The following is a 14,579-nucleotide window of genomic DNA, read 5'->3' as shown; positions in this document are numbered from 1 at the left end:
TTATTCTGCCAGAGCAAAGCGGCCAAGTAATATATTTTTAAGCTTGCTTAAACGTCCGTTTTGCTCAACGAAATCATAACTCAATTTGGAAATCATAAGCAATGCCAGCGTCATTGCAATCAGAATTATAATCTCCTGCGTGGAGGATAGCGGATCATGAAAGAAATGAAAGACGATCCCTAAAATGATGGTGTGGGCTAGGTAAGTGGAAAAGGAATAATCACCAAGTTTGATCAGAAAATTGGCAATCATATTTTTTTCATGAATATAACGGTTAAATAATACGGCGCTGAGTACAATGAAACCTGCCGCAAAAAGCCGGAAGATGTCATGCACGTGATAATATTTCCAAAGAGCCAGGCCGACAAGGCCCGTGACAACAGCGGCGATAAATCGTGCTTTGAAAATAATCTTAAAAAAATTGGTGGAGATTAAATAGGCGATAGTGAAGCCGGCTAGAAATTCATAGAGAAGACTATTACCAAGTACGGCCGAAAAAAGTGTGTTTTTAGGCCAGATAATGGGCAGGGAGGCGACAATCAGAAAACATAAAATTCTGGCATATTTTTGTGATATTGCCAGACTTATTGAAAGAATTGTGTAAAAAGCCATTTCGAAATTAAGGGTCCAGCCGACGGTAAGCAGTGGAGAAGGCATCCAGCCAGAAGGATTGTCATGGGGGATAAAGAGCAACGATAATACTAAAGATTGAGCGGTATAATCCGTATATGAAAAACCGATCGGAAATAACGCGAGACAAAAAATGACCATAAACGTATAAAACCAGTATGCCGGAACAACCCTGAATACCCGTTTTATAAAAAAGCTGAAACTTTTTGCGCTGTCTGGCTTTGCCGAAAAATACATCACAAATCCGCTCAGCACAAAAAATATATCAACACCAAATTCCCCATATTCCGAGAAGGCATAACCAAGAATGTTATCCGTCTCAAATCGATGAAACTGCATCATGAAATGATAATAAAACACCATCCATGCGGCAAAGGCTCTTAAAATCTGTAATGTATGATATCTTTCTGTCATGGAGCCCAATAATTTCTTTTTACTCTTTTATAACCTGCCACTTTAAAGTTAATATTTAATGGATTTGCATAACTCAAAGATTTTTAAGGACATCCGCCAGCAGTTTAAATTCGGCGGCGCGTGGCGATGATGCTCTCCAGACCAGTCCGATTTTACGTGAGGCCGGTGTTTTAAGAGGGATTAATTTTATTTTGCCCTTCGGAAAAGTCATGGTATCCGCTGCCATTTCAGGAATTAGGGTTACGCCGATACCTTCCGCGACCATCTGAACAAGGGTATTAAGACTGGTGGCTTCAAACTGAACACGGGCGGAAGAGCTTTGAATCCGGCAGGCATCGAGGGCATGGTCACGAAGACAATGTCCATCTTCAAGCAGTAAAAGGGGTTGATCGTTAAGATCATCAATAGCAATTGATTTGCGTGTGGCATAGGGATGATCAATATGACAGGCAAAAAAGAACGTATCATCAAAAAGATCGGACACTGTGAAGCTGCCGGTATCATAGGGTAGAGCAATTAATATAATATCAAGCTCTCCTTCACTTAACCTCTTCAGAAGTTTAGCCGTTTGTTCCTCACGAAGGTATAATTTTAGCTTCGGATATTCTTTTTCCAGTGCCGGTAATATTTTGGGAAGCAGGAATGGCCCGATAGTCGGAATTACGCCGAATTTGATGTTACCTGTCATGGGATCACGCTCAGAAGAAGCCAAAATCATGATATCTTCAGCATCACGAAGTAATTGACGTGCCCGGGCGGCTATTTCATGACCGATGGGTGTAATGATAACGGTGCGTTTTGTACGTTCAGCAACGCTGACACCCAAAATATCTTCCAGATCACGAATTCCGGCGCTGAGCGTAGATGGTGTCACATTACAAAGATCAGAGGCATGTGAAAAATGGCGGGTTTGTGCCAATGCCGTTAGATATTCCAGTTGTTTGAGGCTGGGAAGGAATTTCATATAATGCTCCGTAAATATTCGGTTTATACGAATAATATAACGATTTTATATCGTTTTTCAATTTTATTATAGTCGGTTACATTAATTCCATTAAACAAAGGAAAGGATAATTAAAATGAATACGAAAATTGACATAGGGATCGTAGAAAAAGACCGTCAGGATATCGCAAACGGACTATCACGCCTTTTAGCAGATACATATACACTTTATCTGAAGACACATAATTTTCATTGGAATGTGACGGGTCCGATGTTCAACACATTACATACAATGTTTGAAACCCAGTACACGGAACTGGCTATTGCAGTTGATGATATTGCGGAACGCATTCGTGCGCTTGGTTTTGTGGCGCCCGGGTCTTACGCTCAATTTGCAGCGCTTACAAGCATCAAGGAAGAAACCTCAACACCGGCCGCGGAAGAAATGATCAGGCAACTTGTTAAAGATCAGGAAACTGTTGTGCGAACAGCAAGAAGCATTTTCCCGGCCGCCGACAAAGCCAGTGATGAGCCAACCGCAGATTTACTGACCCAAAGAATGCAGACACACGAAAAGACAGCCTGGATGCTGCGTTCAATGATTAGCTGACATGAATGATAAACGAGAAATTTAAAGGAGAAGACTATGACAAAATCAACTGAAACTGGTGCAGGAAAATGTCCGGTAATGCACGGCAAACAGGATTATACCGCCGGAAGTGGCACATCAAATCAGGACTGGTGGCCGCAGCAACTAAAATTGAACATATTGCGCCAGCATTCGTCCAAATCAAACCCGATGGATGAAAATTATAACTATGCAGAAGAATTCAAATCACTGGATCTTGATGCCGTTAAAAAAGATATTTTTGATCTGATGACAACTTCGCAGGATTGGTGGCCGGCAGATTATGGTCATTATGGGCCGCTATTTATCCGGATGGCATGGCACAGTGCCGGAACATATCGTACCGGTGATGGCCGCGGGGGTGCCGGGACCGGCAACCAGCGTTTTGCACCCGTAAACAGCTGGCCGGATAACGGAAATCTGGATAAAGCCCGTTTATTGCTTTGGCCGATTAAGCAAAAATACGGCAGAAAAATTTCCTGGGCTGACCTTATGATACTGGCCGGCAACTGCGCGCTGGAATCAATGGGCTTTAAAACATTCGGTTATGCAGGGGGTCGTGAAGATATCTGGCAACCGGAAGAAGATATCTATTGGGGTGCTGAAGCAGAATGGCTTGGCGATAAACGCTATAGCGGTGATCGTGAGCTTGAAAATCCTCTTGCTGCCGTACAGATGGGGCTTATTTATGTAAACCCGGAAGGTCCTAATGGTAATCCTGATCCCGGTGCATCAGGCAAGGATATCAGGGAAACATTTGCCCGTATGGCGATGAATGACGAAGAAACGGTCGCACTGGTTGCCGGGGGACATACTTTTGGTAAAGCCCACGGTGCCGGTGATGCTGCACTAGTTGGTCCTGAACCGGAAGCCGCACCCATTGAAGCGCAAGGAAAAGGCTGGCTTAGCAGTTATGCCAGCGGCAAGGGCGTTGATACCATTACCAGCGGTATTGAAGGCGCCTGGACCCCAACCCCGATAAAATGGGATATGAGCTATTTTGATGTGCTGTTTGGTTATGAATGGGAACTGACAAAGAGCCCTGCCGGTGCCCACCAGTGGAAAGCAAAAGATCTTGCAGAAAAAGATCATGCCCCGGAAGTGGACGGTTCAGGTAAAAAAGTGCCAATTATGATGACAATGGCGGATATGGCCATGCGGATGGACCCTGCTTATGAAAAAATATCCCGTCATTTTCAGAACAATCCTGACGAATTTGCCGATGCGTTTGCCCGTGCCTGGTTTAAACTTACCCACCGTGATATGGGTCCGCGTGCCCGTTATCTTGGCAAGGAAGTGCCTGCGGAAGAACTGATCTGGCAGGATCCGGTACCCGCTGTTGACCACAAGCTGGTGGATGATCGTGATGTAGAGCTTTTGAAAGCAAAAATCATTGATTCCGGACTTTCAGTTTCCCAGCTTGTTGCTACTGCCTGGGCGTCAGCCTCAACTTTCCGTGGGTCTGATATGCGCGGTGGAGCCAATGGAGCCCGAATCCGTCTGGCACCACAGAAAGACTGGGAAGTAAACAGACAGTCGAATGTTGCCTATGTTGTTGACGCTCTTGATAATATTCGCAGCGAATTTAATAGCGCGCAAAAAGATGGTAAAAAAATATCACTTGCGGACATGATCGTTCTTGCCGGAACGGCCGCTGTTGAACAGGCCGCCCGAAATGCCGGGTCAGATATTAAGGCGCCATTTATTCCGGGGCGTACTGATGCATCGCAGCAACAGACTGATGTTGAAGCTTTTGAGGTTCTGGAACCTATTGCAGATGGTTTTAGAAACTATAGTAAGGCTAAATACGCTATCCCGGGTGAAAAATTGTTGCTGGATAAAGCGCAGCTCTTAACCCTGACCGCACCTGAAATGACTGTGCTGGTCGGCGGGATGCGTGCTCTTAATACAAATAGTGACGGCAGTGCGAATGGTATATTCACTGATCGCCCGGGTGTTTTAAGCAATGATTTCTTCAAAAATCTGCTCGATATGAGCATTACTTGGAAATCTGTGTCTGACGATGACGAACTTTTTGAAGGTCGCATAAGAGCAACGGGTAAAGCAAAGTGGACCGGCACAAGGGTTGATCTGATCTTTGGCTCAAATTCCGAACTGCGGGCACTTGCCGAAGTTTATGCAACAGAAGACTCAAAGGATAAATTTATCAGGGATTTTGTGGCGGCCTGGACAAAAGTAATGAACCTTGATCGGTTTGATCTTTAAACCATAAATGATTAAAAACTGAATTGGGCGGGTCTTTGTGGCTCGCCCAATTTGCATTATGCCTTTCTTTGAGTTTTTATTTGACGACGCTTATGTAACTAGTTATACAGGTTACATGAAAAAAAGAAATTTTGAATATACCGCAGGCTCGTTAGCACTGAATTTTATTGATACAGTTTCCGGTCGTGAACAGGAGCCAATTGAGTTATTAACTTCCGTTTCAGATTTTAAAGTCTGGTTGAAGGGAGCTGGTATAACCATTGGGAACTCATTTGATTTATCAGAGAATGAACTTGATTTCGCAAAAAAACTGAGAGAAGCGATCTACCGAATAATAAAATCCACTTTAACAAAAAGTGATTTAAACCCAGAATACATGGAGTTATTGAATAAAAGTGCAGCAATGCCAACTGCTCGGCCCCAACTGAATAATGGTGTTGTAATATACCATTCAACAGATCCATTCCGTGCCATTATGTCTGAAATTGCTGAAGATGCAATCGTCTCAATTTCTCAATCCGGATCAAAAAAACTAAGACAGTGCCCTGACTGCAAAATGATATTCAAGGATAATTCCAGGCCGCAAAAAAGAATATGGTGTTCTTCATCATCCGGGTGTGGAAACAGGGCAAAAGTACGTCGTCATAGATCGATTAAAGAGAATTAATATGATAGAAAAAAGAGTAAGTTTTGACTTTGAAATAGAGTTTTCAAACGGGGGTGGTATTCAGGGACAGGGATTTCGCCTTGATATTCTGGGTGAAGATATAGAGGATGATGCGCTTGCCGACTATATAATAAAGGATATGCGTTTATTGATGGTCGGTGAGGTCCGAATTTTAAACAAGAAAATAATCCTGGAACAGCATAAAAGGTCAAAATCAAATCCCAACAATGAGATAGAACCAGGGTCAGTTAAAAAATATATAGATCTCAGTCATATAATTAGTAATGAAATGATTACCTATAAAGGGTTACCCGCCCCCATCATTTGTGATCATTTGTCGCACGCTCAATCCCGTGAAATGTATGACGAAGGGACAGAATTTCAGTTTGGACGTATAAATATGGTTGGCAATACGGGAACATATCTTGATACCCCATATCATCGTTATCCCGATGGTCACGATTTATCGAAACTTTTACTTGATAAAGTATCAAATATTCCAGGAGTTGTCGTTCGAATAGGGGATATCAATAAACGCGCGATCGACTGGACAAATTTTGCGAGCATCAACGTAAATGGAATGGCCGTTTTAATAGAAACCGGGTGGGCACAGCATTGGGGAAGCGATCAGTATTTTGAAGGTCATCCATATCTGACCGAAAAAGCAGCTATTTATCTGCGTGATCAGGGCGCTACATTGGTTGGAATAGATTCTCTTAACATTGACGATACATCAACTGGTTCAAGACCTGTGCATTCCATTTTATTGAGAGAAGAAATTCCAATTGTGGAGCATCTTTGTAATCTTCACTTATTGCCGCCTAGTGGATTTCACTTCAGCGCAATTCCGCCAAAAATAGAAAAGATTGGAACGTTTCCTGTTCGGGCTCACGCTATTATTTGAATTTAAATACTTAACTCACACCAGACCGGGGTATGGTCGGATGGTTTTTCCTTGCCCCTTGGGGTGCGGTCAATATCGCAGTTAAGCAGTTTATCAGCAGCCGTCGGACTAAGCAGCAGATGATCAATCCGAACACCATTGTCTTTTTGCCAGGCGCCCGCCTGATAATCCCAATAGGTAAAATGATGACCACTCGGATGGAATGCGCGCAGTGCATCCGTCAGTCCAAGATTAAGAAGTGTAAAATACTTGTCTCTGGATTCCGGCTGGACAAGGGCGTCGTTGGCAAATAGATGCATATCATAACAGTCTTCATCTTTTGGACAGACATTATAATCTCCCCCCAAAACCAGATCTTCTTCTAGGGTAAGAAGTTCTTTGGCACGCTCAACCAGTCTTTCCATCCAGCTAATTTTATAATCAAATTTGGGACCTGGGAAAGGATTACCGTTTGGCAGATAAATACTGGCAACGCGTACATTTTTTATTGTGGCCTCAATATATCGGGCCTGATCATCGTCATCATCACCGGGCAAGCCAATCATCACGTCTTCAATCGGGTGTTTGGAAAGGATGGCAACGCCATTATAAGATTTCTGGCCGTGGGTCACGATGTTATAGCCAAGGTCCTCAATTTCCATTGCCGGAAAATTTTCATCAAGGCATTTAAGTTCCTGAAGCAGGGCCACATCGGGTTTAAACTCGGCAAGCCAGTCCGTGACCCGGGGAAGTCTGGCTTTGATCGAGTTTACGTTCCAGGAAGCAATTTTCATAAACTTTAAACCGCGAATGATGAACCGCAACCACACGACGCCGTGGCATTTGGATTTTTTACAACGAACATTGAACCGGCAAGTTCTTCGGTAAAATCAACTTCGGACCCCATAAGATACATGATCGAAAGGCCATCAACCAGCATAGTGGCGCCATCACGCTTAACCACAAGGTCATCATCTTTCGTATCTTCCACAAGGGCAAAATCATACTGAAAGCCGCTACAGCCGCCGCCATTAATAGTAATACGGAATTTAAGATTATCGTTACCCTTGCTTTTAACAAGCGTATTAATGCGTTTGGCCGCATTTGCGCTAAGGGTTACGGGTGAATTATCGTTTGTCATTCTTTATATCCTGAGTATTTGTTCTTACCTGAACATTTTATTATATGTATGTTACCCTAATGAATTGTCAATAGTAACAATAAATGCGTATGATAGAAAAAAGTTATATTATTTAATATATAGAATATGTGAAATTTATGTCTGATTTTGAAATTTTTTCTCCTGTACCACATTTTGCCCCATATGCCTTAAACCCGGAAAATGCCCGAGAAAGGTTATACCCGGAAGAGGAGGCAACCACCCGGTCGGCATTTCAAAGGGATCGGGACAGGATAATTCATTCTGGTGCCTTTCGCCGGCTAATGCATAAAACACAGGTTTTTGTGCATCATGTCGGCGATTATTACCGGACACGGCTAACCCATTCCATTGAAGTGGCGCAGATCGCACGAAGTATTTCAAGGGCATTGGGGCTAAACGAGGATGTAACGGAAGCACTGGCCCTGGCACATGATTTTGGTCATACCCCGTTTGGTCATGCCGGGGAAGATGCACTCGATGATGCCATGAAACCATATGCCGGTTTTGATCATAATGCACAGTCGCTCAGGGTGGTAACAAAACTTGAAAACAGATATGCTGAATTTCCCGGCCTTAATCTGACCTGGGATGTTCTTGAAGGACTTGCAAAACATAATGGTCCCTTATGTCAAAAGGGTGATTATTCAAAAATCCATGTCAATTTCATTGAATATAATAATTTACATGATCTTGAACTTCATACATATGCCAGTCTGGAAGCGCAGGTCGCCGCTATATCAGATGACATTGCCTATAACAGTCATGATGTTGCCGATGGTGTCCGGGCAGGGCTTCTTAGTTTTGAGCAGTTTGAAGAAGTCCCACTTGTCCAAAATCATGTGCGCGAAGTCAGGGATAAATATGGCAGGCTTGATCCAAGCCGGGAACAGCACGAAATAACCCGCAGAATAATCAGCCAGCTCATCAATGATGTCATAGAAACCACTCGGGAAAATCTGAATGATCTTAAACCAATGTCGGTTGATGATATCCGAAACGCTGGAAAAACAATTGCAGATTTTTCTGAAGAGATGAGAAATCAAGATAAAACATTGAAAAAATTTCTAATGAAGAATATGTATCGTCATTATAAAGTGAACCGGATGTCAAGTAAGGCGAGAAGGGTTGTGAATGAGCTCTTTACTCTTTACTTAAATGAGCCGGATTGTTTGCCAACGGACTGGCGGCAAGCAACGGAAGGAAAAGAAGAAATTGAAAAAGCCAGATTGGTTGCAGATTTCATCGCCGGAATGACGGATCGGTTTGCATTACTTGAACATAAAAGATTATATGATACATCGACATTTGAATTATGAATATATTTAAAGATTTCCAGAAAAAAATTGAGGGTATAATTCTATCCTTGAGCGAAAGCGGACAATTACCAAAAGGTATGGACCTTGGGAATATAACTGCTGAAGCACCACGCGATGCCAGCCATGGTGATATAGCGACCAATGCTGCAATGGTGCTGGTAAAACAGGCCAGCATGAAGCCCCGCGATATTGCAGAGCTTATCGCTTCATCACTCCGTGAAATTGATGATGTCGACAGTGTCGAAATAGCCGGTCCCGGTTTTATCAATATACGCCTCAATAACGCTTTTATTCAAAATCAGGTATCCAGCATTATTGAGCAGGGTATTGATTATGGCCGAAGCGACTATGGTAAAGGCGAAAAAGTCAATGTTGAATATGTGTCCGTTAATCCGACCGGTCCGCTGCATGTTGGACATTGCCGGGGGGCAGTATTCGGGGATGCCTTGGCGACCTTGCTGGACCATGTTGGCTATGATGTGACAAAAGAATATTACATTAATGATGCCGGTGGTCAGATCGATGTGTTGGCCCGCTCAGCATATATCCGGTATCTGGAAGCACTTGGTGAAAAAATTGATGAAATTCCAGAAGGGCTTTATCCGGGAAAATATCTGATCCCGGTTGGCCAGGCCCTGGCTGAAAAATATGGCGACAAATGGAAGGGAAAAGATGAAAGTGAGTGGCTCAATACAATAAGGGCGTTTGCAACCAATGCCATGATGGATCTGATCCGTGAGGATCTGGAAACGCTTGGAATTCGCCATGAAATATTCTTCTCAGAACTGACACTCCATGAAAATGGTGGCATAGAAAAAGCCCTGAAACAGCTGCAAGAAAAAGGCCTGATTTATACAGGTGTGCTAGAGCCGCCAAAAGGAAAACTGCCGGATGATTGGGAAGAGCGCCCACAGACATTGTTCAAATCGACATTGTTTGGCGATGATGTTGACCGTGCCCTTAAAAAATCAGATGGGTCATGGACATATTTTGCTGCTGATGTTGCCTATCATAGCGATAAAGTAGACCGTGGATTTTATAAAATGATCGACGTGTGGGGCGCGGATCATGGTGGTTATGTCAAGCGTGTTCAGTCAGCGGTAAAGGCGCTAAGTGACGGAAAAGCTGAACTGGATGTGAGGCTTTGTCAGATGGTTAAACTGCTACGCAGCGGTGATCCAGCGAAAATGTCGAAACGGTCAGGAAATTTTGTCACCCTTCGAGATATTGTGGAAGAAGTTGGCAAAGATGTCGTGCGCTTTATCATGCTCACCCGTAAAAATGACGCTTCACTTGATTTTGATTTCGCCAAGGTGACGGAGCAATCAAAAGATAACCCTGTCTTTTATGTACAGTATGGCCATGCCCGCGTCTATTCAGTTCTCAATAAGGCGGCAGAGGCTTTTTCGGGAATGGATGTATCTGACACCGCATTGAAGAATGCTGATCTGAGCCTGCTATCTGATGAAAGTGAGCTGCAGCTGATTAAAACCATGGCCAATTGGCCGCGTATCGTTGAAAGCGCGGCAATCGCTCATGAACCACACAGGATTTCCTACTATCTTTATGATCTGGCATCAGAGTTTCATACGCTTTGGAGTAAAGGGAATGACAGGCTTGATCTGCGCTTTATTATTGATGATAATGAGGCACTTACGCATAGCCGACTGGCAATGATTAAAGCATTTTCAAAAATTATTGCAGCGGGACTATATATTCTGGGCGTTGAGCCTGTTGAAGAAATGTAAACTGTAACAAGGGGTTATTATAAAATTGGCCAAACAAAATTCAGATAACGCATCATGGCTGCGCCCAATCCCTGAGGAATTTACAAGAAAAGGAATGACATCCAAAAGAAGGATGATTTTGTCGGCAGTGACCGTCGCTGTACTGGTCGGGTTTTGTCTGCTTATCTGGATGAGCTATACATCTGACACTTCGGAATTGGGGCCAGTGCCGGTCATTCATGCTGATGGCACGGTGGTTAAGGTAAAACCTGATGAGCCGGGAGGGAAGGAAATTAGATTTCAGGACAAGGAAGTCTTTAACAGGGTCGATAATATACCCGGTGAAGAAGTTGATGTCATCGCGTCAAGCTCAGAAATTCCCCTAAAGCGTCCGGTAAAACCTGAAGAAGAACAAGTGGCGGAGGAGGCTCCGGCAGAAGCACCACAAATGGTGGAGAAAGCAGCGGATGAGGCAGATAAAATTGCCCCTGCTGCAGCATCTGTTCCTGCGTCTGCTCCGGTCAAAAAAGCAGCGCCAACCGGAAATTATATGATCCAAATTGGGGCTTTCGCGGAAAAAAGCAAAGCCGAGGCATTTTGGGCAACTGTTAAGAAAAATAACAATTCAGTTCTGGCTAATTTATCACCAGTTTATATGCGTGTTGATCTTGGTGCAAAAGGCGTATTGTACCGTGTCCGTGGTGGCATGATCGATGACCGAAAATCGGCGGATAATATTTGTGAAAAACTGAAACAAAACAATCAAAATTGCCTGGTGGTAACAAATTAGATGTTTCATCCTGTAATTACAGATGTTGAGGGGCTTGAAATAAGGGCCGAAGAGCGGGCGCTGTTTAAAGAATTCCGCCCTTATGGGTTTATATTATTTCAAAGAAATTGTGATAATCCCGATCAGGTAAAAAAACTTACCGATCAGATGAAAGAAATTATAGGCAATCCTGATGCACCAATCCTTGTTGATCAGGAAGGGGGAAGGGTTGCCCGCCTAAAACCGCCACATTGGCCTGCCTATCCGGCTGCCGGGGTATATTCAAAACTTTTTGATGATAATCCTGAACTGGCCGCAACGGCAGTGCAAGTCCATGCCCGGTTAATGGCTGCTGACCTGGTTAAAGTTGGCATAAATGTCGATTGTTTCCCGGTTGCTGATATCTATTATGAAGGCGCCGATAAAGTCATCGGCGACCGTGCCTATGGTGATAATGCAGAAAAAGTCTCGATATTGGCCCGTGCTGCTGCCGAAGGTATGATTGCCGGTGGTATTACCCCGGTAATAAAGCATATTCCTGGTCATGGCCGTGCTGATGTCGACAGTCATAAATCATTGCCAACTGTTGACACGCCACTTGATGAACTTAAGAAAACGGATTTTATCCCTTTCAAAAAATTAAATGATTTTCCCTGTGCCATGACGGCCCATGTTATTTATAGTGCCATTGACAGTGAAAATTGTGCCACAATATCAAGAAAAATTATTGGGGACATTATCCGCGGTGAAATTGCTTTCAGAGGCGTGCTTTTTTCCGATGATCTTTCCATGAAGGCTCTTAATAAGGCGCCAGAACAAAACGCAGTGGACGCCCTTGTGGCGGGATGCGACCTTGCTTTACACTGTAACGGGACATTGGAAGAGCGCCGTGCGGTGCTTAAAGCGACGACAGATAAACAGTTGGGATCAGAAAACAGGCTCGATTATTTCTTTAAAAAGAAACGGATTTCAAGTGAAATTGACCATGGCCAATTATACGGCTGGCTTTCGGACGTGGTAAAGGGATATGATTAAGTATGGCTGAAACTATTCTAAATCTGACCGTTATGGTAATTCCCTTACTGCTTGCAATTACTCTGCACGAAGCAGCACATGGCTGGGTCGCCTGGAAACTCGGGGATAACACAGCAAAAATGATGGGGCGGGTGAGCTTCAATCCACTGGTCCATATTGATCCGTTTGGAACAATTATTTTGCCGGCATTGTTGATTTTTTCAGGGACAGGATTTTTATTTGGCTATGCCAAACCGGTACCGGTAAATTTCAGGGCACTTAATAATCCGCGTCGTGATATGGTTTTGGTTGCCTTGGCGGGACCAGGTGCAAATATATTTTTGTTACTTGTCGCGGCGCTGGCCATGAATTTTACCGGGTTTATTCCGGGAGTTGCCAATGAATGGGTTGCTTTAAATCTTTCCTACATGATTTTTATTAATGCCATTTTGGCTGTGTTTAATATGCTGCCATTGCCGCCGCTTGATGGCGGCCGTGTTGCTGTGGGTATTTTACCGGATTTTCTTTCCCGTCCGCTTAGTCGGCTGGAGCCTTATGGGATGCTGATATTAATTTTGTTGATTTTTATTATTCCGGTTGGTGCAGGGTATCTTGGGTTCAATTTTAATCTGTTTCAGCAGCTTATTGGTCCACCTGTTGAATATATTGTTTCCATTGCGGATCAATTAACAAGGCTGTTTTGATATGAGCGATGACTGGGATAAGGATATTGCTGATTTTGAAATGCCTGATCCAAGGCTTAGTCGTCTGGATGATCTTGATGACGAAGAACGCCTCATTGTCGATATCGAGGGCTTTGAAGGACCACTTGATGTCCTCCTGGCCTTATCCCGAACCCAAAAGGTTGATTTAAAACAGATTTCCATTCTTGAACTGGTTAAGCAGTATCTTGAATTTGTCAATAAAGCGAGGGCATTAAGGCTGGAACTGGCGGCCGATTATCTCGTAATGGCTGCCTGGCTTGCTTATCTTAAATCCCGGCTTCTGCTGCCGGAGGAGGAAAGCGAAGATGAGCTTTCAGCAGAAGAACTGGCAGCGCGACTGACCCATCAGCTTGCCCGTCTGAATGCCATGCGGGAAAGAGCGGCAATTCTTATGTCGAGAAACCAGATGGGGCGTGATGTCTTTGCGCGCGGGGCACCGGAAGCCGTTATTATTACCCGCTATCACACATATGATTTAAGTATGTATGAGCTTCTTAAAGCCTACGCTGAACATAAGACAAGAGAAGCTGTTGCCGATATTCAGATTTTTAAGCGAAATGTTTATACACTTGATCAGGCCATTGAACGACTTTCAGATATGCTGGGACTGGCTCTCGACTGGACCAGCCTTGAACACTTTTTGCCGAGCGGAATTGAGGATGCACAGCTTATTAAATCAACAAAAGCCAGCATGTTTACCGCTTCACTGGAGCTGGCAAAAATGGGCAGGGCGGAACTTGAACAAAAGCAGCAATTCGGGCCATTATTTATCCGTGGTCGAAAACCGGATCCGAAGAAGGAGGAAATAGAATGAATCATCATGAACAAATGAGAATTTGTGAAGCCCTTTTATTTGCTTCTGACCGGCCACTGTCCTCTATTGCATTAGCAGAGCAATTGCCGGAAGGAAGTGATGCACATGCGATTCTGGAAGATTTACAAAAAAAATATAAGGACAGCGGCGTCAATCTAGTCGAAGTCGCCGGTAAATGGATGTTTCAGACAGCGTCTGATCTTGCGTTTCTCCTTAGAAAAGAAGAAGAAAAGGAAAGAAAACTGTCACGTGCCGCTGTTGAAACGCTGGCGATTATTGCTTATCATCAGCCGGTAACGCGGGCAGAGATTGAAGAGATTCGCGGTGTGAGTGTTAGCAAGGGTACCATTGATGTGTTAATGGAGGCCGTATGGGTAAAACCGGTTGGGCGGAGAAGAACACCAGGCAGGCCAATGACTTACGGGACAACCGAAGATTTTCTTGTACAGTTCGGATTAAATAGTGTAAAAGACTTACCAGGTATTTCTGAGCTTAAAGCTGCGGGTTTTCTTGATAATGTGAACACATCAAGGCTTAACCTTTTAAGTGATGAAAAACCGGATGAAGAGCAACCCGACCTGCCGATGGATGATGATGAAAGCAGTTCTGAGGAGCAGGTAATCTCTTAAAATATATATTTCTGTTGATTTCCTGCCCAAGA

At 43.8% G+C, this 14,579-nt stretch carries 15 protein-coding genes; 11 read left to right on the top strand and 4 right to left on the bottom strand.

The genetic code is table 11. From position 1 onward, the window contains the following. Together R3D86_03350 and R3D86_03345 are read right to left on the bottom strand one after the other, a co-directional pair. On the bottom strand, positions 1-1,044 hold the full coding sequence (locus R3D86_03350) for an acyltransferase (protein MEZ5757239.1): 1,044 nt from the start codon (positions 1,042-1,044) through the stop codon (positions 1-3). Positions 1,045-1,117: 73 nt separating this feature from the next. Continuing rightward, a complete protein-coding gene (locus R3D86_03345) occupies positions 1,118-2,008 on the bottom strand; it encodes a hydrogen peroxide-inducible genes activator (protein MEZ5757238.1) in 891 nt (296 codons plus the stop codon). Between the two features lie 115 nt (positions 2,009-2,123). Between R3D86_03345 and R3D86_03340 the strand changes: the two genes are divergently transcribed. Genes R3D86_03340 through R3D86_03325 form a run of 4 tightly spaced genes read left to right on the top strand, consistent with a single transcriptional unit; the run spans position 2,124 to position 6,412 of the window. Continuing rightward, positions 2,124-2,597, top strand: a complete 474-nt coding sequence (locus R3D86_03340) for a Dps family protein (GenBank protein MEZ5757237.1) — start codon at positions 2,124-2,126, stop codon at positions 2,595-2,597. 36 nt (positions 2,598-2,633) lie between these two features. After that, positions 2,634-4,841 (top strand): catalase/peroxidase HPI, encoded by a 2,208-nt coding sequence (katG, locus tag R3D86_03335; protein ID MEZ5757236.1) that lies wholly within the window; start codon positions 2,634-2,636, stop codon positions 4,839-4,841. A 37-nt stretch (positions 4,842-4,878) separates the two neighbouring features. Next, positions 4,879-5,508: a CGNR zinc finger domain-containing protein gene (locus R3D86_03330; GenBank protein MEZ5757235.1), complete on the top strand. Its 630-nt coding sequence runs from the start codon at positions 4,879-4,881 to the stop codon at positions 5,506-5,508. Position 5,509: 1 nt separating this feature from the next. Next, positions 5,510-6,412, top strand: coding sequence for a cyclase family protein (locus R3D86_03325; protein MEZ5757234.1), 903 nt, complete (start codon positions 5,510-5,512; stop codon positions 6,410-6,412). Positions 6,413-6,414: 2 nt separating this feature from the next. Here R3D86_03325 and xth read toward each other — a convergent pair whose 3' ends face one another. Both xth and erpA read right to left on the bottom strand, forming a co-directional pair. Continuing rightward, positions 6,415-7,185, bottom strand: coding sequence for an exodeoxyribonuclease III (gene xth / locus R3D86_03320; protein ID MEZ5757233.1), 771 nt, complete (start codon positions 7,183-7,185; stop codon positions 6,415-6,417). Positions 7,186-7,190: 5 nt separating this feature from the next. Next, entirely contained in the window at positions 7,191-7,532 is a 342-nt protein-coding gene (erpA, locus tag R3D86_03315) for an iron-sulfur cluster insertion protein ErpA (protein ID MEZ5757232.1), read from the bottom strand. Between the two features lie 137 nt (positions 7,533-7,669). On the opposite strand from erpA, the gene R3D86_03310 reads away from it, so the two are divergent. From R3D86_03310 to scpB, 7 genes are read left to right on the top strand one after another with little or no spacing between them, the layout of a single operon-like run. After that, positions 7,670-8,869 (top strand): deoxyguanosinetriphosphate triphosphohydrolase, encoded by a 1,200-nt coding sequence (locus R3D86_03310; protein MEZ5757231.1) that lies wholly within the window; start codon positions 7,670-7,672, stop codon positions 8,867-8,869. 47 nt (positions 8,870-8,916) lie between these two features. Continuing rightward, positions 8,917-10,617 carry an arginine--tRNA ligase gene (argS, locus tag R3D86_03305; GenBank protein ID MEZ5757230.1) on the top strand — a complete coding sequence of 567 codons (1,701 nt, stop codon included), beginning with the start codon at positions 8,917-8,919 and terminating at the stop codon, positions 10,615-10,617. Positions 10,618-10,642: 25 nt separating this feature from the next. After that, a complete protein-coding gene (locus tag R3D86_03300; GenBank protein ID MEZ5757229.1) occupies positions 10,643-11,386 on the top strand; it encodes an SPOR domain-containing protein in 744 nt (247 codons plus the stop codon). Then, positions 11,387-12,400 carry a beta-N-acetylhexosaminidase gene (gene nagZ / locus R3D86_03295; protein ID MEZ5757228.1) on the top strand — a complete coding sequence of 338 codons (1,014 nt, stop codon included), beginning with the start codon at positions 11,387-11,389 and terminating at the stop codon, positions 12,398-12,400. It abuts the gene before it with no gap. A gap of 2 nt (positions 12,401-12,402) precedes the next feature. Next, entirely contained in the window at positions 12,403-13,083 is a 681-nt protein-coding gene (locus tag R3D86_03290; protein MEZ5757227.1) for a site-2 protease family protein, read from the top strand. A gap of 1 nt (position 13,084) precedes the next feature. Beyond that, entirely contained in the window at positions 13,085-13,918 is an 834-nt protein-coding gene (locus R3D86_03285; protein MEZ5757226.1) for a ScpA family protein, read from the top strand. After that, on the top strand, positions 13,915-14,547 hold the full coding sequence (scpB, locus tag R3D86_03280; GenBank protein ID MEZ5757225.1) for an SMC-Scp complex subunit ScpB: 633 nt from the start codon (positions 13,915-13,917) through the stop codon (positions 14,545-14,547). The genes R3D86_03285 and scpB overlap by 4 nt, the downstream gene beginning before the upstream one ends. Positions 14,548-14,579 lie beyond the last annotated feature (32 nt).

This window comes from Emcibacteraceae bacterium (assembly GCA_041396985.1).
Lineage (GTDB): Bacteria > Pseudomonadota > Alphaproteobacteria > Sphingomonadales > Emcibacteraceae > Pseudemcibacter.
The sequence above is the reverse complement of the archived record's forward strand: the minus strand, read 5'-3'. Positions and strand labels throughout refer to the sequence as shown.